Here is a 22,414-nt window from a genome sequence, read left to right as displayed (position 1 = left end):
TATTATTGTCTCTTACCATGACAGTTCTTGAATTTCTTACCTGATCCACATGGGCATTGGTCGTTTCGTCCGATTTGGCTCAAGTCCAAATCTTCTGGAAGGCTTGCCTGCTGCGCTGCGATATTACGAGTCGCAGTTGTACTGATATTGTGTTCAGTTTGCGGACGTTCTTGCTCATGGATTTGTGCTTTCATCATCAAGCGGGTCACATCGAATTCAATCGATCCAATCATGTCGTTAAACATGCGGAAACCTTCTGCTTGATATTCTACAACAGGGTTGTTTTGAGCATATCCACGAAGACCAACAGCATTTCGCAACTGGTCAAGAGCATCGATATGGTCTGTCCACTTGTTGTCTACAACACGTAGAATCAAGACTTTTTGGAATTCTTTCACTGCATCTTCGTCACGAAGCTTAGCAACTTGGCTGTCATAGACTTTCAAGGCACGTTGGAAAAGTTCATCTTTGATAGCTTGGTCTGACAGACCTGCAAGGTCTGAACGGCTAATTGAATCTTCTGGAAGCAAGTTATACTTAGCGAAGTTCAGGATTGCTTCCAATTTTTCATCTTCCTTAGAACGAGCATGTGCATCCACGATACGTCCAATGGTACGACGAATCATAGCATGGATTTCTGGTGCCAAGTCACGATCTGCAGTAATGACATCATAACGTTGTGCATAGATAATCTCACGTTGTTCACGCATAACATCATCGTATTGAAGGACTTGTTTACGAGTATCGTAGTTGTTTCCTTCGACACGTTTTTGAGCTGCTTCAACTTGACGCGTTAACATGCGAGATTCGATGGCTTCGTCAGACATGTTGAGACGTTCAAAGACACCTTTCAAACGTTCTGAACCAAAACGTTTCATCAAATCATCTTCAAGAGACAAGTAGAATTGTGACTCACCTGGGTCTCCTTGACGTCCTGAACGTCCACGAAGCTGATTATCAATACGGCGACTTTCGTGGCGCTCTGTACCAATTACGCAAAGACCTCCAAGTTCACGAACCCCTTCACCAAGCTTGATGTCGGTACCACGACCGGCCATGTTGGTTGCGATGGTAACTGCGCCACGTTGACCAGCGTTCATGATAATTTGCGCTTCTCTGTAGTGGTTCTTCGCATTCAAGACTTCGTGAGGAACACCTGCTGCTACCAATTTCTTAGAAAGGAAATCACTCGTTTCAACGGCAACTGTACCTACCAAGACCGGCTGACCTTTTTGGTAACGAGCTTTTACATCTTCAACTACAGCCTTAAATTTCGCATCAAGACTTGCATAGAGAAGGTCTGAGTGGTCGATACGTTGAATTGGACGGTTAGTTGGGATTGGGATAACACGAATGTTGTAAATTTCGCGGAATTCTTCTTCTTCTGTTTTACCAGTACCTGTCATACCTGCCAATTTCTTATACATACGGAAGAGGTTTTGGTAGGTAATAGAAGCTGAAGTCTTAGTCTCATCTTGGATTGGCACACCTTCTTTTGCTTCAATCGCTTGGTGCAAACCATCAGAGTAACGACGACCTTCCATGGTACGACCTGTAAATTGGTCAACGATCAAGATTTCCTGCTCTTCACTAACCACATAGTCGATATCGAGAATCATGATATAGTTGGCACGAAGGGCATTGTCAATAAAGTGAGTAAGAGCTACATTTTCAATGTCGTAGAGATTTTCTAGTTTGAAGTAGCTTTCTGCCTTGTCAATACCAGAGTCTGACAAACCGATCGTCTTAGACTGAACGTCAATGATATAGTCGTCCTTGTCCAAAGATTTCACGAAGTGGTCCGCCATATGGTAGAGTTGGCTTGTTTCAACTGCATTGGCGCCTGAAACGATCAATGGTGTACGAGCTTCGTCGATCAAAATTGAGTCAACCTCATCGACCAAAGCATAATTGAGTGGACGTTGCACCATGTTTTCTGCACGAACGACCATGTTATCACGAAGGTAGTCGAAACCAATCTCTGAGTTGGTTGAGTAGGTAATATCACAAAGGTAAGCCTCTTTTTTCTCCATTGGAGATTTGGCTGCCAAGTTAATCCCTACTGACAGACCGAGCCATGAGTACAATTCACCCATTTCAGTCGCGTCACGTTCTGTTAGGTATTCGTTGACTGTAACTACGTGAACCCCTTTACCTGCAAGGGCATTGAGGTACACTGGCATAGTCGCTGTCAAGGTCTTCCCTTCACCCGTACGCATCTCTGGAACGTCACCATGGTGAAGAACAATCCCACCCATGACCTGAACCTTATAAGGGAAGAGCCCAAGGACACGTTTTGCAGCTTCACGAACTACTGCAAAAGCCTCATATAGCAATGAATCAAGTGATTCACCCTTGTTGTATCGTTCTTTAAATTCGTCAGTTTTCGCTTTTAGTTCTTCGTCTGACATTGCAGCCATTTGGCTCTCATAGTTAAGAACCTTATCAGCCATCTTTTCCAGACGACGAAGTTCTCCTTTATCATTTTCAATAATCGTTTTTAAAATATTAGCCATGATTTTCCTTACTTTTTATTCTGAATATTTTAGAATGTTCTTTTAATTTTAGCATATTTACCATTATTTTTCAAGAAAGAATCCTTAATTTACAACGGAAAAGGCCAGCTGAAATTCAGCTTTTTTTGCATAAATCTTCTGTGGCTCTTTTTTTGTTTTTTGTTCGAGATGCATGCTTGATAATCCAAGCACAACTTGGACTTAGCTCCCCTTTCTGCCAAGTTTGAAGAATCCTTTCAAACTTATCGGGGGCTTCCTTGTACAAATCATTTAGATTATTGGCTACACTTTTTTGAATAGACTTGTCTCTATCATCTTTTAGATTGGTCAGAATAGTGGTGAAATCCTCAAAATAATCCAATACGACGGTTTGTCTCTTAGCCCAAGGCAGACGGATACGCATGCATTCGCTGGCAAGTCTACGAACACGCAAATTTTCATCCCGACTCCATTCTAATAGCAAAGTCATTGTAGCCTTAGGATAGCGAGCCAGCAAAGGTCTCATAGAAAATTCTCCAGTAAATCGCTTGGTTAGTTCCTTACTAAAGGCCGTGCTCAATTCAAATTCCTTGTCCCCAAATAGCTCTACATATTTTCCGATTGGCCAAAGCCAATATCCTTCTGAGAACATACCTAAACCACCCTCTAACTCAGGACCCAAAATTTTCTCAAAAACCTTGAGAGAGTCCTGATAAGATAGGGGAAGACAATCTTTGATACTTTTAGCCAAGAGTTCTTGACGCTGGCTAAACTCCAAATTTTCCAAGTCTTTTTCTAGCAACAGCCTAAACTTTTGTCCATCAAAGGCAACGGATGCTTCTTGCAACCGTCGACTCAAATCCCTAGCATAAGCCAAGTCATAATAATCCTTTACTTTTTTCGCCATTTTTAAATTCCTTAATCTTCTGTTTACGGGACTTATTATATCATACAGACAGCCCGTCAACAAAATTATTTTCATATCTCCAACTATTTTAACAAGGAAGAAAAAAGGACTAGAAGCTAGTCTAGTCCTTCATTTGTTAATGTTTAATTTCCCAAGAATGCAGGCAATATCCCAAAATACCAAAAGAGATTGATCCAGAAGGCCAAGCAAAGGATGATGCCAAAGATGAGAAGACTGATTTTTTTAATCAGCACGGAGTATAGGATGGATAAAACGCCAAAGACCACGAAGAGTTTTTTCATAACGAAATAATATACTGAAACTCCTCCTATTTGCCAATCCCAAGGAAGGAAAAACATGAGGAACCAGAGAAGGCAAATCGTAAGAATATATCTCTTGTAGTGCGCTTCAAGAAAGGCTTTTGTTTTCTCCATAGCAAACCTCCATTTGAGTCACTGTCTCTTCCCTTTTATTATACCAAAAAAACCTGGAAAAAGCTTTCCAGGTTCGGATTTGAAATCACTAGTCATACTAGAAAAATTACTTTATTCATAGGCTGATTCACTTTATTGACTTGATGAAGAGGTTCCAAAATCGACCTTAGGCACTGTCTTAGCTTCTTCTGTTTCTTTAAAGGTTTCAGCTTCTTTAAAGTTCATCATATTCGCAAAAAGCACGGTTGGAAAACTTCTCAACTTTTGATTGTACTCAGCTGCGACTTTATTATAATCTTTGCGTGCTACAAAGATACGATTTTCACTTCCTGAAAGTTCGACCATTAGTTGCTCAACATTTTGATTGCTCTTGAGTTCTGGATAATTTTCCGTCAAGGAAATCAAGCGGGAAAGAGCAGAGCTCAATTCTCCCTGAGCCTTTTGGTTTTCTTCCGAAGTTACTGAGCTACTACCGATTTTAGCTCTAGCATCAGCAATCTTGGTAAAGACTTCGGTTTCATGATTCATTTGTCCTTTAACGGACTCCACCAAGTTACCAATCAAGTCTGAACGACGTTGGAGGGCTGTAGAGACATCGGCCTGAGCCTGTTCCACTTTAGTCTGTTCACCAACCAAACCATTATAGGTCGTCACTGCGGAACAACTTCCCAGAACTAGTAGTCCAAAGAAAATCGCCACTATTGAGAGAATTACTTTATTTTGTTTCATATCAAAACCTTAACACTTTCTTTTATCAACTTTTCTGAGAAAATACTCAGATTTTAAATCAATTTCCCAAACTTTGTTTTTATTTTTAATTAAGGAGTGAACTCTTGCAAAGGAGTCACCTTACTGCATGGAGAAATCGGTTTGTGCAATATATGATCACTCACCAGTCATCAGACGAACCACCGCCATCAAAGCCACCGCCGTCCCAGCCTCCAGATGAGTCGGAGCCCGAATCAGACCAAGAGGAACCTGAGTCTGATGAGTCACCGCCCCACCAGCCACCGCCAGAATCATCTCCACGTGAACCGCCACCACGACCACCAAATAGAAATCCTATAATCATCACGATGAAGTAAATGAGAATTCCAAATCCGATAACTCCGTCACTCGAACTGCTTTTTCGATGCCGTCTCGAAGAACTGCTCTCACCAGCATACCTTTCAAGTTCCCTTAAGCGACTAGAGTTGGTAGTATAGCCGTAGCTACTTCTAGAACTTGAAGCACTTGTACTCGATCCACTATAAAACAGGTAGTTGAGATTATTGACTATTGAGAGAACACCCTTGTTATAGTCACCATTTTTAAAGTAAGGGCGTGCCGTTGTCAAGAACCTGTGAGTCTGATAGTCTGTGATTTTACTGGCCACATTATTACTGGTTTCAATCCGTGATTTTCTATCTTGGACTGCTACCACAATCAAGACACCGTGATTGTCTCCCGAGTAGCCAATCTTCCAAGCTCTAGCTGTTTCATTGGCTACAGTCTCGATTGTTTCTCCATCCAGGCTTTTCACAACGTAAACACCCATCTGGAATTTTTCTGATTTTTTACTATTGACATTATTCAATTCCCGAATCTGACTTATAGTCTCATCCGTTAAATAATGATCCGGGTCATAAATCCCGTACTCAGGTTTTTCAGGTGCTGTGAATGCTGACAAGAAGAGAAAGACCATCAGCAACCCAAGCAAGCGAACCAACAAACTATGTTTAAATAATCTGCTTTTTTTCATAATAACCTCCCTGATAAAGGAAAATTGATTTAAGGAATTATAGCATTTTGATTTTTACAAAGAAAGTGCATTTTCATTACAAATAGATTACAAAAGCTAGGATAATGATTGAAATTTGATGACAGATTCTCCTCCAATTTGATAGGTTCTTTTCTCCCCTTTTAGTATAGAAAAAAGAAGACTATGAAGTCTTCTTTTAGTTTATTTTTGTAGAAAAACAAGCAAGGTTTACTTGCGTTTTCTCGCAATCAAGTGAATCGGTGTTCCCTCAAAGACAAAGGCCTTGCGGATTTGATTTTCCAAGAAACGCAAGTAAGAGAAGTGCATGAGTTCTTCTTCATTGACAAAGATGACAAAGGTTGGTGGCTTGGTTGCCACTTGGGTTGCGTAGAAAATCTTGAGGCGTTTCCCTTTGTCTGTCGGTGTTGGATTGATAGCAATGGCATCCATAATGACATCGTTCAAAACTGCTGAAGGAATACGGGTGTTTTGGCTTTCACTGATTTGCTTGATCATCTCAGGCAGTTTATGGAGACGTTGCTTGGTAAGAGCGGATACAAAGACAATCGGCGCATATGGCAGATATTGGAACTGCTCACGAATATCCTCTTCCCATTTTTTCATGGTGTGGTTGTCTTTCTCAAGAGTATCCCACTTGTTGACCACGATGATCATTCCTTTACCCGCTTCGTGGGCAAATCCTGCGATACGCTTATCGTACTCACGAATACCTTCCTCAGCATTGAGGACCATCAAGACCACGTCAGAACGGTCAATAGCACGCATAGCGCGCATGACAGAATATTTCTCCGTATTTTCATAGACTTTACCAGACTTACGCATACCAGCTGTATCAATCATGGTGAACTCTTGTCCATCCGTATCTGTAAAATGGGTATCAATGGCGTCACGCGTTGTTCCAGCTACTGGACTAGCAATCACGCGGTCTTCTCCCAAAATGGCGTTGATCAAACTTGATTTTCCAACGTTAGGACGACCAATCAAGCTAAATTTAATCACGTCTGGATTTTCTTCTTCGACTTCGTGTGGTAGATTCTCCACAATGGCATCCAGCACATCACCCGTACCGATACCGTGGACAGACGAAATTGGCAACGGTTCGCCCAATCCTAGTGCATAGAAATCAAAGATATCATTTCGCATCTCAGGATTGTCAACCTTATTTACAGCAAGGATAACAGGTTTATGGGTTTTATAGAGTTTACGGGCTACGTACTCATCCGCATCCGTAATTCCTTCTTTCCCAGAAACTACAAAGACGATGACATCCGCTTCTTCCATAGCGATTTCTGCCTGGTGCTTGATTTGTTCCATGAAGGGAGCATCGACATCGTCAATCCCTCCCGTATCAATCATACTAAAGGAACGATTGAGCCACTCACCCGTTGCATAGATACGGTCACGTGTCACACCCTCGACATCTTCTACGATTGAGATCCGCTCACCAGCGATTCGATTAAATAGGGTTGATTTCCCAACATTGGGACGTCCCACAATGGCAATAGTTGGTAAGGCCATGTTTTCTCACTTTCTACAATAACTTTTTCTGTTCTAGATTCTTCCGAGTTGAACGAGGTTCGGCTTGACCAAACTGCTCTGCCAAACGTTGACTCCAAGAGGTCGACGCACGCGCACCAGCATAGTCTGCCTGTACTTTGTCATAGTCCAAAATCGCCGCTACTGGCTGTTCTTGGTATTCTTCTTCAAATACCACTTGGTTCAAAGGCAGTCTTGGTTTGACCTCGTGTTGTTGATCTGGCACGCCAAGGGCAATCCCAAAAACAGGGTAGGTATAGTCAGGCAGGTTAAAAAGCGCTGCCACTTCTTCTGACTTGTAACGGACTAAACCGATGATAACACCACCATATCCCAGACTCTCCGCTGCAAGCAAGGTATTTTGACCAGCAAGCGCAGCGTCCACAGACGTGATAAGGAGACCTTCCACTCCTTGAGGTTGAAAAGTGTCCGTATGAAGGCTTGCTCCCTTTTCAGCTCGATTCAAGTCACCAACAAAGAGCAAAAAGGCTGCTGACTGGCGAATGGCTTCCTGGGGAACCAGTTCATAAAGAGCATCTTTCTTCTCTTGACTGCGCACAAGAATCACAGAGTAGGATTGGAAATTTTTCCAAGACGACGCCATTTGTCCAGCAGTCAAAATCTCTTCCAAGTCTGCCTGAGGAATCTCTTGCTCCTTAAAGCGACGAACTGAAGTATGAGCTTTCATCAGTTTAATGGTTTCTGTCATCGGCGATTTTCTCCTTCTAGTCTTGTCTCCTCAGCCAAATAACGGATTCGTTCCATAACCCGTCTAGCTTCCCAAGTCTCATCATTTCCATTCTTTCCTTTGGCAAAATGTTTTTCCAAATCTTGGAAATTAAAGTTGGAAGTAAAGAAGGTTGGCAAATCTTCCTGCATGCGGTACTGAAGAATGACTTGGAGAATCTCATCACGCACCCAAGGAGTCGACTGCTCTGCACCAATATCATCCAAGACCAGAACTTCTGCTAATTTGATCTCATCCACCAAGGTCTTCACAGATCCTTCACCGATGGCATTTTTCACATCAATGACAAAACTTGGATAATGGAGAATAGTTGTTGATGCCCCACGTTTTTCAGATAGGTCATGAGCTAAGGCTGCCATCATGAAACTCTTTCCAACACCAAAATCTCCGTAAAGATAGAGGCCTTTTCGGATACTTGGGTAAAGGTCAACAAAGGAATAGAGTCTCTCAAAAATCGGTAACCGTCCTAGATCATCCAGGTCAATCTGAGCCAACTTCGCTTTCTTGAGACTTGCTGGTAGATTGATCAACTTGAGACGATTCTTAATTGCAGCCTCTTTTTCTGCCGCGATTAGTTCTGGTGTTTCTTCATAAGACACATCCGCATAACCGTGATTCATGACCAAGATAGGCTTGTAGCCACGCGCTATATAGTCCGCATCCCCACGAAGAAACTTGTCCCGTTCTGTGATATATTGGTTGAACTTGGAGATGCTACGATTCAACTCCTCTGGGCTGAGGGATTCTTTCTGGATAAAAGCCGCTACATCTGGGTCTTTCATAATCTGCTGGACTAGGTCCTGATACTGAAAACGACTTGTCTGACGCTTGATAACGTCGCCAACACTTTCCATCTAGTCTCCTCCTTCTTCTAATCGGGCTAACATTTCTTGTTTTTTACGTTCTAGTTCCAGACGAGTTTCCTCGCTGGTTTGATTCTTGTATTCTGGATTACTCCACTTGGGAACATTTGTCTTAGTCGAGCTAGTTTTCGATTTCTGGTCTTCTTGCCCTTTTTGCTGACGCTCTCGAATCCGAAGCACAGCTTCTTCTGCTGTTCGAATTTTTTGATAAGCATAGTCATTGGCGACCTTCATGGCATATTTTTCATTGACATTTGCCGAATCAACCTTGTTAAAGGTTAGAAGCAAGATGATATTGATGACTTCATCCAACAAACCTAAAGACGCCATCTGATGAAGGAGTTCTCGCTCACTCTGGGTGATGTTCCCCTTACGCGTTTGCTTGATTTCCGCTAAAAATTGTAGGGGAGTTTTATTTTTGGCTTCCCTGATAATGGTCATTTCTTTGGGGCTAAAGTCAGAAGGAACCTGCTTTTGCGCAATCTTTTCACGCATGCGTTTGACTGAAATAACCTGAGCCACCGCTGTCGCCTTGGCTAATTGATAGGTTTCAAACCAGGTCCATTTTTTTTCGTCTGCGATGGCAAACAATTCCAAAACATCTGCCTGCTCGTCTTCAAAACGCAAGCCATCTCGAGCCATCAGACGCTGGAAATGTTCCAAGTCAAAATCATTTTTTAACTTGCTTTTAGACTCGCTTGGGGGCACTTCTTCGGTCAGGGTTGGAAAGACTTGGCTCAAAGGAACAGAGAAAGCTTCTCCCTCACTTGGAGCCTGCTTCATAGCAGAAACAGCTGTATCCCCAATCTTTTTCTCTAATAATCTACTATAGACAGAATGACTTAAAAAATCCTGACTGGAAAGGGGAGAATGAAGCTGCAATTCATAGACCTCACCCTTCTGATAAAGGGTCAACAAATCCAAAGCAGATAAAATTTTAAAGGATTGGAGCAAGGTCGGCATGCCAAAGTTTAAGTGGTTGAGGATATGGGAAAAGAGATGTTCCTTTTGTCCACCATCCCAGAAGGTAATGGCATATAGATAGAGGCTCAGCGCCTCCTGACCGATAATCGGGAGGTAGCACTGCACCAGAGAAGAGGTATCTTGCGACACCCGATTATTCTTTAGAAAAGAAAAACGGTCATTTGGCTTCATCTATTTTTCCTTTTTCTTTTTTGAGGACTGGGTGATCTGCTGGAGCAGACTCTCCAACTCACTCACATCCTTAAAGCTACGATAAACACTGGCAAAACGAACATAGGTAATCTCATCCAGCTCCGCCAATTCTTCCATGACTAAAGAACCAATATATTCACTTTGGATCTCATTCTCACTGCGACTACGGAGTTTTTGCTCGATGCGATTGACCACCATGCCGATTTCATCACTCGAAACAGGGCGTTTCTGGGCTGAGCGGATAATCCCATTAAAGATTTTATCTCTCGAAAACTGCTCTCGCGTACCGTCTTTTTTGACGACAACCAGCGTTCTTTCTTCTACTCGTTCATAGGTTGTAAAACGATGCTGACACTCGTCGCACTCACGTCTTCGACGGATGGTATTTCCTTCTTCGGCTTGTCGACTATCAACAACACTAGACTTAGTAGCCCCACATTTTGGACAACGCATGCATTTCCCTCCTTGTCGTTTTCTTTTCATTATACCATTTTTTGAGCAATTCCCAAAACAATTCTTATTTTTACTTGACAAGTTTTTTGTTTTATTGTATTATTTGATTAGAACAACAAAGACAAAGAAAGGAGACTATGATGTCCTGGTCATTTGATAATACAAAACCTATTTATTTACAGATTATGGAAAAAATCAAATTACAGATTGTTTCCCATGAACTGGAACCCAACCAACAGCTCCCTACCGTGAGAGATTTGGCGAGCGAGGCTGGGGTTAATCCCAATACCATTCAGCGCGCCTTGTCTGACCTCGAGCGTGAAGGATTTGTATACAGCAAGCGGACAACTGGTCGTTTTGTCACCGAGGACTTGGACCTCATCCTTCAGTCCCGCAAACAACTTTCCGAGGAGCAACTGCAACAATTCGTCTCTTGCATGCTTCAATTTGGCTACAAAAAAGAAGAACTGCCAAATGTATTAAGCGACTATATTAAAGGAGTTTAAGACTATGACACTACTAGCACTTGAAAATGTAACAAAATCATATGGAGCAACTGCGGCACTTGACAATATCTCACTAGAGATCTCAGCCGGAAAGATTGTCGGGCTCCTTGGACCAAACGGATCCGGAAAAACAACCTTGATCAAACTGATCAATGGTCTCCTTCAACCAAATAAAGGACGTGTCCTCATTAACGGACAGGATCCAAGTCCTGCCACCAAGGCGATCGTATCCTACCTACCAGATACAACCTACCTCAATGAAGAGATGAAAGTTAAGGATGCTCTAACCTATTTTAAAACCTTCTATCAGGATTTCAATCTCGAAAGAGCCCAACACCTTTTAGCCGATCTCGGTATTGAAGAAAACAGTCGCCTCAAGAAACTATCAAAAGGGAACAAGGAAAAGGTCCAACTCATCTTGGTTATGAGCCGTGAAGCCCGCCTCTACGTTCTGGACGAACCAATCGGAGGCGTGGATCCAGCTGCCCGTGATTATATCCTCAATACCATCATCAATAACTACTCACCAACCTCTACGGTGCTGATTTCAACCCACTTGATTTCAGATATTGAGCCAATCTTGGATGAGATCATCTTCCTCAAAGACGGAAAAGTCGTCCGCCAAGGAAATGTTGATGATATTCGTTACGAGTCAGGTGAATCAATTGACCAGCTCTTCCGCCAGGAATTTAAAGCCTAAGCAAAGGAGATTATTATGTTTTGGAATCTAGTTCGTTATGAATTTAAAAATGTCAATAAATGGTATCTGGCACTCTACGGTGCTGTGCTTGCAATTTCAGTTTTGATTGGAGCTTTTATTAACAGTCTTAGCCAGAGTTACAATCCTAACAATGCTGCTTATTTCATCTTCTTTTTAGTACTAGTCTTTGGAGGACTCAGCGTCACTCTTTGGATTGCAACAATCTTTTTAATCATCCGAAGATTCAAGGGTAGTGTTTATGACCGCCAAGGGTACTTGACCTTGACCTTGCCTGTCTCTGAGCACCAAATCATCATCGCAAAACTTTTAGGTGGTCTTGTCTGGTCCATCTTAAGCTATATCGTCTTTATCTTAAGTATATTGATTATCATCTTCTTAACACCAATTGAAAAAGACTTCACTGCCCTCTATAACTTCATTTCCCCTTACCTCAGCTACGGCTGGCTGTATGCCCTATCACTATTTGTCGGGTCAATCACATGGATTTTATCCATTTACCTCTCCATCTCTATCGGACAACTCTTTAATGAGTATCGAACAGCTATGGGAATTCTAGCCTATATCGTTATTTCAATCGTTATTGGTTATATCACTTTCTTCTTAAGAGTTGACAATGACTTTAACGTGATGGCTGGTACAGAAATCTTGCGCGATCTCTTTTTATCAGCTATCTACTATCTCGGTACCTACTACATCTTGAAAAACAAGGTTAATTTGCAATAAAAAATGCCCAGCTAGAAAGCTGGGTTTTTCTTTAACTCAATATCAAACTGGCTACGATGGGGCTGACAAAAACATAAAGAATACCGGTGACACCGATAGCCAAGCCACCCATGGCTCCTGCTACTGAGCCGTATCGAAAGGCTGTTCCCGTTCCGACAGCATGACCTGTTCCTCCAAGAGAAAGTCCCACAGCCACTGGGTCATCGATCTTCAACCATTTCAAAAGGGTTGGTCCGATTACACTAGTCAAAATCCCAGTTGCCACTACGACGACCAAAGTCACAGTCGTCAAACCTTGCAATTTTTCTGTGATTCCCACTGCCATGGCGGTTGTCACTGACTTGGGAAAGAGAGAAATGGCTAGGAAAAAGTCCATGCCAAATATTTTCGCTACTATGGCAGTGAAACAAGTATTGACAACTACTGCTAGCAGACTGCCAAAGAGAATACTCCGAGCATGGTGCTTCATCAAGTGAAAACTCTTATAAAGCGGAATCCCTAGAGCCACGGTCGATGGGACTATCAAGTTGTTCAGATAAACCCCACCTTGATAGTAGTCTTGGTAAGAAATACCAGTCATCTTGAGAAAAATAATGATAAAAACAGCTGACAAAAGCAAGGGCGTTGTCAAAGGATGGGGAAAACGTCTGTAAATCAACATTCCCACTAGATAAGCTAGGATAGACAGAGCAATCCCAAACAAAGGATTGGATACAAATTCGCTCATTTGGCATCTCCTTTCTCATAATCTCCCTCAAATCGTCTCTTGATAAACTGAACCACTAGGGCAATGAGGATAATGTTGATGACCGCGGCAAAAAAGACAATCAAAACGATAGGCAAGAGGTAAGGGGCAATCACATCAAACTTTTCCATGATTCCCACTGCTGGCGGTAAAAAGAGAATGGTCATATTGGCCAGCAAGAAATTCCCGACCATATTGACATGCCTGGTTCTTAGCCACTTGAACTGTAAAGCTAGAAAGAGAATAATCAAGCCGATAATACTGCCTGGGATGGGCAGATGAAAGAAACTGGAGATTCCCTCACCGATTAGAGAAATCACAAAGAGAATCATTAATTGAACATATAATTTCATCCTAAACTCCACGAAATAGACTTCTTGCATACCAGTTTACTCTTTTTTCAGAAAATTTCAAGGAAATATCGCAATTCTTCTCTCTTGCAAGGATTAGTTAAAAGTAGTATAATCATTGCATGCGCAATCATCTTGTGTTGTAGAGACAGTCAGTAATGACTTTGTGATTTTTACTTTGAAAAGAAAGGAGAAAGCAATGACCTATTTGGAAAAGTGGTTTGACTACAACCGCCGTCAAAAGGAAATGGAAGCCATGTTAGAAGAAACCATCGCCCAGCAGACTGAACAAGGGTTGACCTTAAAAGAGTTTTACCTACTCTACTATCTGGATCTAGCTGATGAAAAATCCTTACGACAGATTGATTTACCCGATAAACTCCATCTCAGTCCCAGCGCTGTTTCTCGAATGGTGGCTAGATTAGAAGAGAAAAACTGTGGTTTGCTTAGTCGCCGGTGTTGCGATCAGGATAGACGGGCAAGTTTTATCTGCCTGACTGACGAGGGACAAACAACCCTAGCTTACCTGCAAAAGGCCGTCGAAGAAAGTCTGGAAACGAGTCTTGATTTCATTTCTTAATCAGATTTTTTAAAAAAGTTGCGTGCGCAATCATTTTTCTTGACATTCCTCTTTTCAAGGAGTACAATAAAGTCAAGATCAAACAACAAAGGAGTTTTATATGATCGAAATTACCTATCTAGACGCCAGTAAGCAAGAGAGAACCATGACTTTCGAGTCATACCAAGACTTTGAACGTTCTCAACACGCCTGCCTTATCGGCGTTGCGGATTACTACACTGTCCAAAAATTAACCTACAATGGTCATGATTTGGACTACCATGGGACTTATGGAGATGTCTTCTTCTATCTCATGAAACAAGATTTAAGCCAATATAATTAAAAAGGAGAAATACAATGGCAAAAGCAATTACAGATGCAACATTTGAACAAGAAACAAAAGACGGTTTGGTCTTAGTAGACTTCTGGGCAACTTGGTGTGGTCCATGTCGTATGCAAGGTCCAATCTTGGACAAATTGTCTGAAGAACTTTCAGAAGATGTCTTGAAAATCGTTAAAATGGACGTTGATGAAAATCCAAACACAGCTCGTGCTTTTGGAATCATGTCTATCCCAACCCTTCTCTTCAAAAAAGATGGCCAAGTGGTAAAACAAGTTGCTGGAGTACACACTGCAGAACAAATCAAGGCCATCGTTGCTGAATTGAGCTAATCACACGAGAGACCAAGTGCTTCATTTGGTCTCTTTTTTCTTGCTCTTTGCCATTTTTCAAAAAATATGCTAGACTGTAGGTAGAATATTACGATGTTTGGGACATGCCATCGCTAAAAAAAACCTCTACTTGGTATTTTTTAGCTCCCCTCAAGGGAGCTTTTTGCGTGCTCTGAACATTTCCCATTTTGGAAGGAGTACTATGAAACGTCAATCAGCCTTGGTCGTCTTTAGTGGCGGTCAAGATTCCACAACCTGCCTCTTTTGGGCTAAAGAACACTATGAAACAGTCGAAGCCGTCACCTTTGCCTACGGCCAACGCCATCATCTCGAAATTCAAGTTGCTAGAGAAATCGCTAAGGAACAAGGCATTCGTCATCACATCTTAGATATGTCTCTGCTGGGACAAATCACTGAAAATGCCCTGACCTCTGATCTGGAGATCGAGCAAAAAGAGGGAGAGGTTCCCAATACCTTCGTTGACGGTCGCAACCTCCTCTTTCTGTCCTTTGCGGCAGTTCTTGCCAAGCAACGAGGCATTAAAGATATCGTGACAGGTGTCTGCGAGACAGACTTCTCAGGCTACCCTGACTGCCGAGATGTCTTTGTCAAATCTCTCAATGTTACTCTCAACCTTGCCATGGATTACGACTTTGTTATCCAAACGCCTCTCATGTGGCTAGACAAGGCTGAAACTTGGGGATTAGCCGACCAACTCGGTACCTTTGACTATGTTCGTGAAAAGACCTTGACCTGCTACAATGGGATTATCGGAAGTGGCTGTGGAGATTGTCCAGCCTGCCGCCTACGCCAGCATGGTTTAGATGTTTATCTCTCACAGAAAGGAGTGGGCTAATGTTTTTTGCACCCAAAGAAATCAAACAGGAAACTGGGGAGTCTCTTGTCTACAATCCTCACAGAACCTTGGTATCAAAAGAATTTACCTTCGATGCTGCCCACCACCTCTTTCACTATGAGGGAAAATGCAAGTCCCTGCACGGCCACACTTATCATCTGCAGATTGCTGTCAGTGGATTTTTAGATGAACGGGGCATGACCTACGATTTTGGAGACATCAAAGCGATCTACAAGAACTACTTAGAACCCCACTTGGATCATCGCTATCTCAATGAGACCCTGCCCTACATGAACACAACTGCTGAAAACATGGTTTACTGGATTTTCCAAACCATGAGTCAAGAGTTGCCCGACGAACGCGGTCTCCGTATGGAATACGTTCGCCTCTATGAGACTCCGACTGCCTTTGCGGAGTTTAGACGGGAGTGGTTAGATGACTAGGGAACGTGTCCTCAAACTACCAGTTCTGGAAATTTTTGGCCCAACCTTTCAAGGTGAAGGCCGTGCTATCGGGCAGAAAACCATGTTTGTCCGCACTGCTGGTTGCGACTACCACTGCGACTGGTGCGACTCTGCCTTTACTTGGGATGGTTCTGAAAAACCTACTCGTATGACAGCTGATGAAGTCATTGCTGCCTTAGATAAGCTAGGAAGCTACGACTACGTCACTCTGTCTGGGGGAAATCCTGCTATCCTAGCAGCCAACATGGCCGAACTCGTCACCAAGCTCAAGGAACGTGGTGTCACTCTGGCAGTTGAGACCCAAGGCTCCCGCTGGCAAAATTGGTTAAAAGACATCGATCAGGTCACTCTGAGCCCCAAACCTCCTTCATCAAAGATGGAAGTCAACTTTGAGACCTTGGACTTTATCGTTTCCCAACTAGATCCAGACAAGGTCACCTTTAAAATCCCTGTCTTTGACGATGCCGATTTGGCCTTTGCCAAAGAGGTTCAAGAACGTTACCAGCCAGATGTCCTCTTCTTATCGGCTGGAAATCCTGAGCCCAAGGCTACAGGCAATATTGTCCAAGACCAACTAGACCGCCTCAAAGAACTCTGGGAACGCGTCGCTGCTGACGATAGCTGGGGCAATGTCCGCGTCCTTCCTCAACTGCATACCCTCCTCTACGACAACCAACGTGGTGTTTAAATTAGAAAGAAAAAATCATGTCACAACAAGAAGAAATGAAAAACCTTAGCCTACTGGGCAACAAAGAAACTACCTACATTTTTGACTATCAACCAGAAGTCCTCGAATCCTTTGACAATCGTCATGTGGAAAATGACTATTTTATTAAATTCAACTGTCCTGAATTTACCTCGCTTTGCCCAATCACTGCTCAGCCAGATTTTGCGACGATTTATATTTCCTACATTCCTGACAAGCTCTGCGTCGAGTCAAAATCCCTCAAACTCTACCTCTTTAGCTACCGAAATCATGGGGATTTTCACGAAAACTGTATCAACACCATCGGGAAAGACTTGGTCAACTTACTCGACCCTCGCTATTTAGAAGTCTGGGGAAAATTTACTCCACGCGGGGGCATTTCAATCGACCCTTACTACAACTACGGTAAGCCTGGAACCAAGTATGAAGGCCTGGCAGAACAACGCCTCTTCCAACACGACCTTTATCCAGAGAAAATTGACAACCGTTAATACTCTTCGAAGATCTCTTCAAACCGCGTCAACGTCGCCTTGCCGTATGTATGGTTACTGACTTCGTCAGTTTCATCCACAACCTCAAAACCATGTTTTGAGCTGACTTCGTCAGTTTCATCTACAACCTCAAAACAGTGCTTTGAGCAACCTGCGGCTAGTTTCCTAGTTTGCTCTTTGATTTTCATTGGGTATAAACGGATACGAAAAAGCCCTGTCCCTCAAGATGAGGAGCAAGGCTTTTTGAGTTTCAATTATTCTTCTGTTCCAAGGCAGTTTTTCGCAACAAGAGCTGCAAGTACACCACCAACGATTGGAGCAAGGATGAAAATCCAAACTTGTTGAAGAGCTGCGCCACCTACCAATACAGCAGGAGCCAAGCTACGAGCTGGGTTTACTGAAAGTCCAGTGATGTTCAAGCCTACAAGGATCAAGGCTGTCAATGACAAACCAATCACCAAACCAGCGATTGCGCCATTGCCTTTGCTTGCTGAAGTGACAGTCATGATAACCAAGACAAACAAGAAAGTTGCGATAACTTCAAACAAGAAACCACCAAAGACAGTGACACCGTTTGCCAAGGCATTTTCACCAAGACTAGCAGTTGACATCCCTGAGTTAGACAAGAGGAAGAATACTGCAGCTGACGCAAGGAAAGCTCCAACTACTTGTCCAAGGATGTAGTTTACAAGTTCTGAAGATGACAAACGTTTGTTCACAAACATAGCAATCGAAACAGCCGGGTTCAAGTGAGCCCCTGAAACAGTTCCGATTGAGAAAGCTGCGACTACGATGGCCAAACCAAAAGCAAGAGCAATCCCAAGGTGCCCAAGACCTTCAACACCATTTCCAAAAACAACAGCTCCTGTTCCGATGAACACAAGCATAAATGTACCGATTAATTCAGCAACAAATTTTTTCATGATAAGTCTCCTTTTTTTAAACTATGTATTAGTCTATCAAAAGAAGGAAAGGGTTTCAAGAAAATTGACTGGAAAGTTCATTGAAAATCATGAAACGACTCGCTTGAACTTAGTACTGAAAAGATTGAATGGCTTCTTTCAAGGCATCTTGTAAACTATTTCTCTGGTCAAGTTGGATATAGACTTCCAGCAGACAGGATCTGAAGTTGGAAAATTTATAAAAATCTTCCCTCTCTTCTATTGGAAAGTCAACAGTTTTTATCCAAGAAGCTACTTGTTCCTGCTCTAATTTTCCTTGCAAAATGGGTTCATAAAGTACTCTCGCTAAGCGCCAATCCTCATCATTTGTAAAACGAATGGGAATTCTTTTAAATAATTGACCAAGTACATCAAATACTTCATAATCTCTGTTTTTAGGAAAATCTGGATGACAAACGACTTCAGTCAAGAGATCCGCTCCATGCGCAAAAGCGTGAACCCAACCATACTGACTTGAAAATCCTGTCGTATCCTTTTCTTTTTTAGGTAATACAAACCTTGAGATAGCATAGCATTTCTTATATCAGTTTTTAAACCTTTATAGAAAAGAGAGTGCTCGTTACCATCTGCAGACAAAAGATTGGCATAAATAAGCGCCCTAAAAGAACGTTTAAGAGCCGAAAATCCTCTACTATCAATCTCTTTGTATAGACCTTCATCAGAGGAGACCTCTTCTGAGATAAACTGAAACTGCTCAAGGGAAAACAACTCTTCTTGAATCCCTCTAGCCAAACTCGTAAAAACAAGTTCGTCTCGAATTTCTGGGGAGGGATCTCCCAAATGCTCGATCAACCACTGAATTTCTTCTCGGCTATAGCTTGGTTTTTCTTCTGTCACTTTTCTTTGTAATTTTTTACGCATCTCAAGTACCTCTACATTTCTAGTAACTTATCAAAAAGCCATCCAAAGATGACTTTCTGTCTTATTCTCTTTTAGATGGACGTTTTCCTGCTGCAATCGCATCTGCTTCTGTCATCTCAACAACGTTAGCTTTATTCGTTTTTGAAGGCATTCTATCCTTACTATACCAATAAACTTTTGATTTCCCATGGTCTGCAACATAGACAATTCTATCTTGCTGTTGAGCTTTGGTTTCAGCTTCACGCGCAGCTCTTTTTTCTTCTTCTTTTTGAGAAATTAACGACTCAACTGCACCTATTCTATCAAGCAACTCTGTCTTTTTATCATTATTTTCAATCTGATTAACTGTCTCTTTAGCAGACTTCACTTGACTCGCATCTTGACTGTCTTCCAATTGTTTGACTAAGGTTTCACCTTTTTCTTGCAACTCCTTTGCAGCTTTTTCTTTGGCAATTCTCTCTTCTTCTACTTCTTCTTTAGCTTTTTTCTCTTCTTCGATTCGTTTTGCTTCCTCTATACTAGATGAAGTATCTGTGGTTGAAGCTGTCGAAGTAGTAGATGTCGCAGTCTGCTTAGTTTCTGACTGAGAAGATGAAATTTTCTTTGTGACTGTCGGAGTTTGAAGAGCAACTGCAACAAAACTGACAATGAAAATCCCGATCATTAGATTTCTTTTTCGAATATCTGGTGCTTTCTTTACAAAATACCAAATACCAACTCCGCTCAAAACAAGATAGAGAGTAGGCAAAGCAATCAATAAAATGATTCCCAACAAAACTAGACCAATTTTGATAAAATGCATTCTTTGGGGATCTTGCTCTAGCCATTCTTTGATTCTATTCATATTATTCTCCTAAAATTTGCCCATTTCCCTACTCTCCCAACTGGGCACTGTAGGCTATAATCTGGTCAACTGTGTCAGACAAGAACTGGATGGTATCACGTAGTGGTTTATCTGTTGAGATATCGGCTCCGATAATCATGGCTGACTCAAGCGGTGTCTTGCTGCCACCTGATTTAAGGAGATTGAGCCAGTCTCTAGCTCCAGTTTCAGAGTTTTTCAGATGGAGGTAACCTGCAGTAGAGATAACAAGGCCTGCTGAGTATGTGTAGCTATACAAGCCCATGTAGTAGTGAGCTTGACGCATCCAAGTCAAGGCTGCATCATCGTCAATTTCAATGGCATCTCCCCAGAAATCCGTCAAGACTTCCTTCATAATGCTGTTAAGTTTGCTTGCTCCGAAGGTTTCTCCTTCTTCAATCAATGTATAAACCTTACGCTGGAAGGCAGCTTCCAAGAGGTGGGTGATAAAATTATGGAAGTAGGTGTCTGTCAAGCGGTGAGCAAGGGCAAAACGTTTTTGACGCGGGTCATCAGATTGGTGCTCCAAGTAATCACTTAAAAGCAATTCATTGAAGGTTGATGGAGCTTCGACATAGTAAGTAGACATGTGGGCATTGAAGTAACTTTGGTGATTGTCAGAAAAGATGAATTGACCAGAATGCCCGATTTCATGAATCAAGGTATAGACATCGCTCAAACGACCAGTCCAGCTCATGAGGACATAAGGGTGCACGCGATATGGATCCGCCGCATAACCGCCAGAATCTTTACCACTATTGGCAGCAAAGTCCACCCAGCGTTCTTCTTGATAGCGAGCAACTTCCTGACAATATTCTTGTCCTAAAGGTTCTACTGACTTCATGACCAAATCATAGGCGTCGTCAATAGTCACTTCAGGATTCAGGGCGCTGTCCAAGTCCAATTTCCAGTCTGCAAAGGTCATCTTTTCAAGACCATTCACCTTGGCAACATGCTTGAGGTATCTCTGAGCAACTGGCGCAAAATCCTTCATAATGCGGTCAATCTGGCGGTCAAACATAGCACGGTCCACTTCTTGCTCAGCCAGAAGATAATCAAAGACGGAGTCGTAACCCTTCATATCTGCCAATAGTTTTTCAGACTTTACCTGAGCAAGATAGGCTGCCGCAGCTGTATTCTGGTGCTTACGAAGTCCTTCTGAAAAAGAACGGAAGGATTTTTCACGCACCTCTGCATCCTCATGATTTTGGTAGAAATTCTCATAAGTTACAAAGCTGTTTTTGTAGGTCTTGCCATGGGCTTCAAAGTCAGCCATTTCAAAGTCCCCAGCTCGCATCTTAGTATAAATGTCCTGTGGGCTGTAGAAAACTTCACCCAGATTGGTCAAGGCCTTCTCCACATCCGCCCCTAGGTAGTGGGCTTTTTTGATTTTGGCCTGACGAATGGCTGCCGTTAAGTGTGGCAGCTCACCCAAACGGTCCAAGACTTCCTCGTCTGCTGCCACCAAGGCGTCGTCAAAGAAGGTCAAGGCTACGCTGGCGTCTGTTTCAAATTCCATCCCAGCTTGGGCAATATTAGCAAATTCTTCATTGCTATAGTCTGTCGTCTGAGGCATAAAGGCATAATTGCCGATATGGCTCATCTGGATATAGATTTGTTCCAATTCCGCAAAGGCCTTCTCGAAATCTTCAAAAGTGTGAAGATTTCCCTTGTAGTCACGGCTAAATTGGTTGATATCTTCGCGAGTCTTTTCGATTGCTCGCAAGAAGTCCTCACGGTCTTGGTATAGGGCGGTTAAATCCCAAAGTTCCTTTTCTGGAAATTCTGAACGGTGTTTTTGTTCCATTTTCTTCCTCTTATTTCTCTAATTCTACTAAAACACTAAGGGCTGATAAGGCGTAAAGTGGTGCTGTTTCTGCTCGCAAGATGCGAGGGCCAAGTCCTGCAAGAACAGCTCCTTTAGATTCAAAACTTTCAATTTCTGCTGGTGAGAGACCGCCTTCTGGGCCAAAGATAAAGAGCAATTTGGCTCCTTTTTCAAGACCAGTGACTGCTTGTAAGAGCGCAGCGGCTTCTCCCTCTTTTGCTGATTCTTCATAGGCCACTACAATAGAGTCAAACTGGTCCAGCTGGGCTAGAAAGTCTGCTTTTTTCTCAAAAAGTTGGATACTTGGGACCAGATTCCGCTTGCTTTGTTCTGCTGCTCCAAGGGCAATTTTTTCTAGTTTTTCGGCTTTCTTGCCCAATTTCTTACCATCCCACTTGGCAACTGACCAGTCGGCAGGGAAGGCCCAGATTTGACTAGCTCCGAGCTCGGTTACTTTCTGAGTAATAAACTCCAGCTTGTCTCCCTTGGGAAAGCCAGATGCGATGGTCACTTGGATTGGCAGTTCCACATTGTCAGCTAATTCTTCAACCAATTCAAACTGACGTGCTTCCACATCAAGCACGCGCGCCAAGCGCTTGACGCCATCATCAAAGACCAAGGTCACCTCATCATCTTCTTTCAAGCGCATGACCTGAAACATATGCTTGCTGGTTTCCTTGTCCTCAATAGTGACAGGAGAGATTGCACTGCCTTTGACAAAATACTGCTGCATG

General features: G+C 42.6%; 27 protein-coding genes and 1 pseudogene. 10 read left to right on the top strand and 18 right to left on the bottom strand.

Annotated features, from left to right (window positions below; translation table 11 throughout):
- Positions 1-2 precede the first annotated feature (2 nt).
- From secA to nrdR, 10 genes are all read right to left on the bottom strand, one after another.
- Positions 3-2,516 (bottom strand): preprotein translocase subunit SecA, encoded by a 2,514-nt coding sequence (secA, locus tag B7720_RS01285; RefSeq protein WP_001284115.1) that lies wholly within the window; start codon positions 2,514-2,516, stop codon positions 3-5.
- A gap of 115 nt (positions 2,517-2,631) precedes the next feature.
- The gene (locus B7720_RS01280; protein ID WP_084856146.1) at positions 2,632-3,402 is read right to left on the bottom strand and encodes a DNA alkylation repair protein; all 771 of its coding nucleotides are present in this window, start codon (positions 3,400-3,402) and stop codon (positions 2,632-2,634) included.
- A 143-nt stretch (positions 3,403-3,545) separates the two neighbouring features.
- Positions 3,546-3,836 (bottom strand): hypothetical protein, encoded by a 291-nt coding sequence (locus tag B7720_RS01275; protein WP_084856142.1) that lies wholly within the window; start codon positions 3,834-3,836, stop codon positions 3,546-3,548.
- A 132-nt stretch (positions 3,837-3,968) separates the two neighbouring features.
- On the bottom strand, positions 3,969-4,565 hold the full coding sequence (locus B7720_RS01270; RefSeq protein WP_000812473.1) for a LemA family protein: 597 nt from the start codon (positions 4,563-4,565) through the stop codon (positions 3,969-3,971).
- Between the two features lie 160 nt (positions 4,566-4,725).
- The gene (locus tag B7720_RS01265; RefSeq protein ID WP_084856140.1) at positions 4,726-5,577 is read right to left on the bottom strand and encodes a TPM domain-containing protein; all 852 of its coding nucleotides are present in this window, start codon (positions 5,575-5,577) and stop codon (positions 4,726-4,728) included.
- A gap of 228 nt (positions 5,578-5,805) precedes the next feature.
- Positions 5,806-7,116: a ribosome biogenesis GTPase Der gene (gene der / locus B7720_RS01260; RefSeq protein ID WP_001207688.1), complete on the bottom strand. Its 1,311-nt coding sequence runs from the start codon at positions 7,114-7,116 to the stop codon at positions 5,806-5,808.
- Between the two features lie 13 nt (positions 7,117-7,129).
- A complete protein-coding gene (locus tag B7720_RS01255; protein WP_084856138.1) occupies positions 7,130-7,843 on the bottom strand; it encodes an NADPH-dependent oxidoreductase in 714 nt (237 codons plus the stop codon).
- Entirely contained in the window at positions 7,840-8,736 is an 897-nt protein-coding gene (gene dnaI, locus B7720_RS01250) for a primosomal protein DnaI (protein WP_038804971.1), read from the bottom strand. The genes B7720_RS01255 and dnaI overlap by 4 nt, the downstream gene beginning before the upstream one ends.
- Positions 8,737-9,900, bottom strand: a complete 1,164-nt coding sequence (locus B7720_RS01245) for a DnaD domain protein (RefSeq protein ID WP_084856136.1) — start codon at positions 9,898-9,900, stop codon at positions 8,737-8,739.
- Complete coding sequence (nrdR, locus tag B7720_RS01240; protein WP_001203676.1) at positions 9,901-10,374, bottom strand: transcriptional regulator NrdR; 474 nt, start codon at positions 10,372-10,374, stop codon at positions 9,901-9,903. It abuts the gene before it with no gap.
- A 140-nt stretch (positions 10,375-10,514) separates the two neighbouring features.
- Here nrdR and B7720_RS01235 point away from each other — a divergent pair, with 140 nt between their 5' ends.
- Genes B7720_RS01235 through B7720_RS01225 form a run of 3 tightly spaced genes read left to right on the top strand, consistent with a single transcriptional unit; the run spans position 10,515 to position 12,324 of the window.
- On the top strand, positions 10,515-10,880 hold the full coding sequence (locus B7720_RS01235) for a GntR family transcriptional regulator (RefSeq protein ID WP_000119117.1): 366 nt from the start codon (positions 10,515-10,517) through the stop codon (positions 10,878-10,880).
- 4 nt (positions 10,881-10,884) lie between these two features.
- Positions 10,885-11,580 (top strand): ABC transporter ATP-binding protein, encoded by a 696-nt coding sequence (locus B7720_RS01230; RefSeq protein WP_084856134.1) that lies wholly within the window; start codon positions 10,885-10,887, stop codon positions 11,578-11,580.
- Positions 11,581-11,595: 15 nt separating this feature from the next.
- Positions 11,596-12,324 carry a hypothetical protein gene (locus B7720_RS01225; RefSeq protein ID WP_084856132.1) on the top strand — a complete coding sequence of 243 codons (729 nt, stop codon included), beginning with the start codon at positions 11,596-11,598 and terminating at the stop codon, positions 12,322-12,324.
- A 31-nt stretch (positions 12,325-12,355) separates the two neighbouring features.
- On the opposite strand, the gene B7720_RS01220 is transcribed toward B7720_RS01225, so the two are convergent.
- Together B7720_RS01220 and B7720_RS01215 are read right to left on the bottom strand one after the other, a co-directional pair.
- A complete protein-coding gene (locus tag B7720_RS01220; RefSeq protein ID WP_084856130.1) occupies positions 12,356-13,051 on the bottom strand; it encodes an LrgB family protein in 696 nt (231 codons plus the stop codon).
- Positions 13,048-13,422: a CidA/LrgA family protein gene (locus tag B7720_RS01215; protein WP_000781325.1), complete on the bottom strand. Its 375-nt coding sequence runs from the start codon at positions 13,420-13,422 to the stop codon at positions 13,048-13,050. The genes B7720_RS01220 and B7720_RS01215 overlap by 4 nt, the downstream gene beginning before the upstream one ends.
- A gap of 196 nt (positions 13,423-13,618) precedes the next feature.
- Here B7720_RS01215 and B7720_RS01210 point away from each other — a divergent pair, with 196 nt between their 5' ends.
- The 7 genes from B7720_RS01210 (at position 13,619) to queF (ending at position 17,167) form a co-directional block, all read left to right on the top strand.
- Positions 13,619-13,999, top strand: a complete 381-nt coding sequence (locus B7720_RS01210; protein WP_084856128.1) for a MarR family winged helix-turn-helix transcriptional regulator — start codon at positions 13,619-13,621, stop codon at positions 13,997-13,999.
- A gap of 100 nt (positions 14,000-14,099) precedes the next feature.
- Positions 14,100-14,321: a DUF4649 family protein gene (locus tag B7720_RS01205; protein ID WP_000570263.1), complete on the top strand. Its 222-nt coding sequence runs from the start codon at positions 14,100-14,102 to the stop codon at positions 14,319-14,321.
- A gap of 14 nt (positions 14,322-14,335) precedes the next feature.
- Complete coding sequence (gene trxA / locus B7720_RS01200; RefSeq protein WP_001029581.1) at positions 14,336-14,650, top strand: thioredoxin; 315 nt, start codon at positions 14,336-14,338, stop codon at positions 14,648-14,650.
- 202 nt (positions 14,651-14,852) lie between these two features.
- Positions 14,853-15,506, top strand: coding sequence for a 7-cyano-7-deazaguanine synthase QueC (queC, locus tag B7720_RS01195; RefSeq protein ID WP_084856125.1), 654 nt, complete (start codon positions 14,853-14,855; stop codon positions 15,504-15,506).
- A complete protein-coding gene (gene queD / locus B7720_RS01190; protein WP_070568297.1) occupies positions 15,506-15,949 on the top strand; it encodes a 6-carboxytetrahydropterin synthase QueD in 444 nt (147 codons plus the stop codon). Before queC ends, queD begins: the two co-directional genes overlap by 1 nt.
- Positions 15,942-16,658 carry a 7-carboxy-7-deazaguanine synthase QueE gene (gene queE, locus B7720_RS01185; RefSeq protein ID WP_084856123.1) on the top strand — a complete coding sequence of 239 codons (717 nt, stop codon included), beginning with the start codon at positions 15,942-15,944 and terminating at the stop codon, positions 16,656-16,658. The genes queD and queE overlap by 8 nt, the downstream gene beginning before the upstream one ends.
- Positions 16,659-16,675: 17 nt before the next feature.
- Positions 16,676-17,167, top strand: coding sequence for a preQ(1) synthase (queF, locus tag B7720_RS01180; RefSeq protein WP_084852498.1), 492 nt, complete (start codon positions 16,676-16,678; stop codon positions 17,165-17,167).
- On the opposite strand, the gene B7720_RS09745 is transcribed toward queF, so the two are convergent.
- The 6 genes and pseudogenes from B7720_RS09745 to B7720_RS01150 all read right to left on the bottom strand — a co-directional run bounded on the left by B7720_RS09745 (position 17,164) and on the right by B7720_RS01150 (position 22,413).
- Complete coding sequence (locus tag B7720_RS09745) at positions 17,164-17,355, bottom strand: hypothetical protein (protein ID WP_000693009.1); 192 nt, start codon at positions 17,353-17,355, stop codon at positions 17,164-17,166. The two genes, queF and B7720_RS09745, sit on opposite strands and share 4 nt — an antisense overlap.
- Positions 17,356-17,421: 66 nt before the next feature.
- On the bottom strand, positions 17,422-18,090 hold the full coding sequence (locus B7720_RS01170; RefSeq protein ID WP_000714833.1) for an MIP/aquaporin family protein: 669 nt from the start codon (positions 18,088-18,090) through the stop codon (positions 17,422-17,424).
- A 109-nt stretch (positions 18,091-18,199) separates the two neighbouring features.
- Positions 18,200-18,990 (bottom strand): annotated as a pseudogene (locus B7720_RS09540) (DUF2785 domain-containing protein).
- A 61-nt stretch (positions 18,991-19,051) separates the two neighbouring features.
- Positions 19,052-19,834 carry a deoxyribonuclease gene (locus B7720_RS01160; RefSeq protein WP_084856122.1) on the bottom strand — a complete coding sequence of 261 codons (783 nt, stop codon included), beginning with the start codon at positions 19,832-19,834 and terminating at the stop codon, positions 19,052-19,054.
- 28 nt (positions 19,835-19,862) lie between these two features.
- Entirely contained in the window at positions 19,863-21,659 is a 1,797-nt protein-coding gene (gene pepF, locus B7720_RS01155; RefSeq protein WP_084856119.1) for an oligoendopeptidase F, read from the bottom strand.
- Positions 21,660-21,669: 10 nt separating this feature from the next.
- Positions 21,670-22,413 carry a 16S rRNA (uracil(1498)-N(3))-methyltransferase gene (locus tag B7720_RS01150; RefSeq protein ID WP_084856117.1) on the bottom strand — a complete coding sequence of 248 codons (744 nt, stop codon included), beginning with the start codon at positions 22,411-22,413 and terminating at the stop codon, positions 21,670-21,672.
- Position 22,414 lies beyond the last annotated feature (1 nt).

Origin of the sequence: Streptococcus oralis subsp. oralis (assembly GCF_002096455.1) — a bacterium.
GTDB classification, from domain to species: domain Bacteria; phylum Bacillota; class Bacilli; order Lactobacillales; family Streptococcaceae; genus Streptococcus; species Streptococcus oralis_CY.
Note: the sequence above shows the minus strand (reverse complement) of the source record. Positions and strands in the feature narration are given on the sequence as shown.

Coding starts and splice junctions, on each gene's coding strand:
- secA (WP_001284115.1), bottom strand. CDS start 2,516: ATGGCTAATATTTTAAAAACGATTATTGAAAATGATAAAGGAGAACTT.
- B7720_RS01280 (WP_084856146.1), bottom strand. CDS start 3,402: ATGGCGAAAAAAGTAAAGGATTATTATGACTTGGCTTATGCTAGGGAT.
- B7720_RS01275 (WP_084856142.1), bottom strand. CDS start 3,836: ATGGAGAAAACAAAAGCCTTTCTTGAAGCGCACTACAAGAGATATATT.
- B7720_RS01270 (WP_000812473.1), bottom strand. CDS start 4,565: ATGAAACAAAATAAAGTAATTCTCTCAATAGTGGCGATTTTCTTTGGA.
- B7720_RS01265 (WP_084856140.1), bottom strand. CDS start 5,577: ATGAAAAAAAGCAGATTATTTAAACATAGTTTGTTGGTTCGCTTGCTT.
- der (WP_001207688.1), bottom strand. CDS start 7,116: ATGGCCTTACCAACTATTGCCATTGTGGGACGTCCCAATGTTGGGAAA.
- B7720_RS01255 (WP_084856138.1), bottom strand. CDS start 7,843: ATGACAGAAACCATTAAACTGATGAAAGCTCATACTTCAGTTCGTCGC.
- dnaI (WP_038804971.1), bottom strand. CDS start 8,736: ATGGAAAGTGTTGGCGACGTTATCAAGCGTCAGACAAGTCGTTTTCAG.
- B7720_RS01245 (WP_084856136.1), bottom strand. CDS start 9,900: ATGAAGCCAAATGACCGTTTTTCTTTTCTAAAGAATAATCGGGTGTCG.
- nrdR (WP_001203676.1), bottom strand. CDS start 10,374: ATGCGTTGTCCAAAATGTGGGGCTACTAAGTCTAGTGTTGTTGATAGT.
- B7720_RS01235 (WP_000119117.1), top strand. CDS start 10,515: ATGTCCTGGTCATTTGATAATACAAAACCTATTTATTTACAGATTATG.
- B7720_RS01230 (WP_084856134.1), top strand. CDS start 10,885: ATGACACTACTAGCACTTGAAAATGTAACAAAATCATATGGAGCAACT.
- B7720_RS01225 (WP_084856132.1), top strand. CDS start 11,596: ATGTTTTGGAATCTAGTTCGTTATGAATTTAAAAATGTCAATAAATGG.
- B7720_RS01220 (WP_084856130.1), bottom strand. CDS start 13,051: ATGAGCGAATTTGTATCCAATCCTTTGTTTGGGATTGCTCTGTCTATC.
- B7720_RS01215 (WP_000781325.1), bottom strand. CDS start 13,422: ATGAAATTATATGTTCAATTAATGATTCTCTTTGTGATTTCTCTAATC.
- B7720_RS01210 (WP_084856128.1), top strand. CDS start 13,619: ATGACCTATTTGGAAAAGTGGTTTGACTACAACCGCCGTCAAAAGGAA.
- B7720_RS01205 (WP_000570263.1), top strand. CDS start 14,100: ATGATCGAAATTACCTATCTAGACGCCAGTAAGCAAGAGAGAACCATG.
- trxA (WP_001029581.1), top strand. CDS start 14,336: ATGGCAAAAGCAATTACAGATGCAACATTTGAACAAGAAACAAAAGAC.
- queC (WP_084856125.1), top strand. CDS start 14,853: ATGAAACGTCAATCAGCCTTGGTCGTCTTTAGTGGCGGTCAAGATTCC.
- queD (WP_070568297.1), top strand. CDS start 15,506: ATGTTTTTTGCACCCAAAGAAATCAAACAGGAAACTGGGGAGTCTCTT.
- queE (WP_084856123.1), top strand. CDS start 15,942: ATGACTAGGGAACGTGTCCTCAAACTACCAGTTCTGGAAATTTTTGGC.
- queF (WP_084852498.1), top strand. CDS start 16,676: ATGTCACAACAAGAAGAAATGAAAAACCTTAGCCTACTGGGCAACAAA.
- B7720_RS09745 (WP_000693009.1), bottom strand. CDS start 17,355: ATGAAAATCAAAGAGCAAACTAGGAAACTAGCCGCAGGTTGCTCAAAG.
- B7720_RS01170 (WP_000714833.1), bottom strand. CDS start 18,090: ATGAAAAAATTTGTTGCTGAATTAATCGGTACATTTATGCTTGTGTTC.
- B7720_RS01160 (WP_084856122.1), bottom strand. CDS start 19,834: ATGAATAGAATCAAAGAATGGCTAGAGCAAGATCCCCAAAGAATGCAT.
- pepF (WP_084856119.1), bottom strand. CDS start 21,659: ATGGAACAAAAACACCGTTCAGAATTTCCAGAAAAGGAACTTTGGGAT.
- B7720_RS01150 (WP_084856117.1), bottom strand. CDS start 22,413: ATGCAGCAGTATTTTGTCAAAGGCAGTGCAATCTCTCCTGTCACTATT.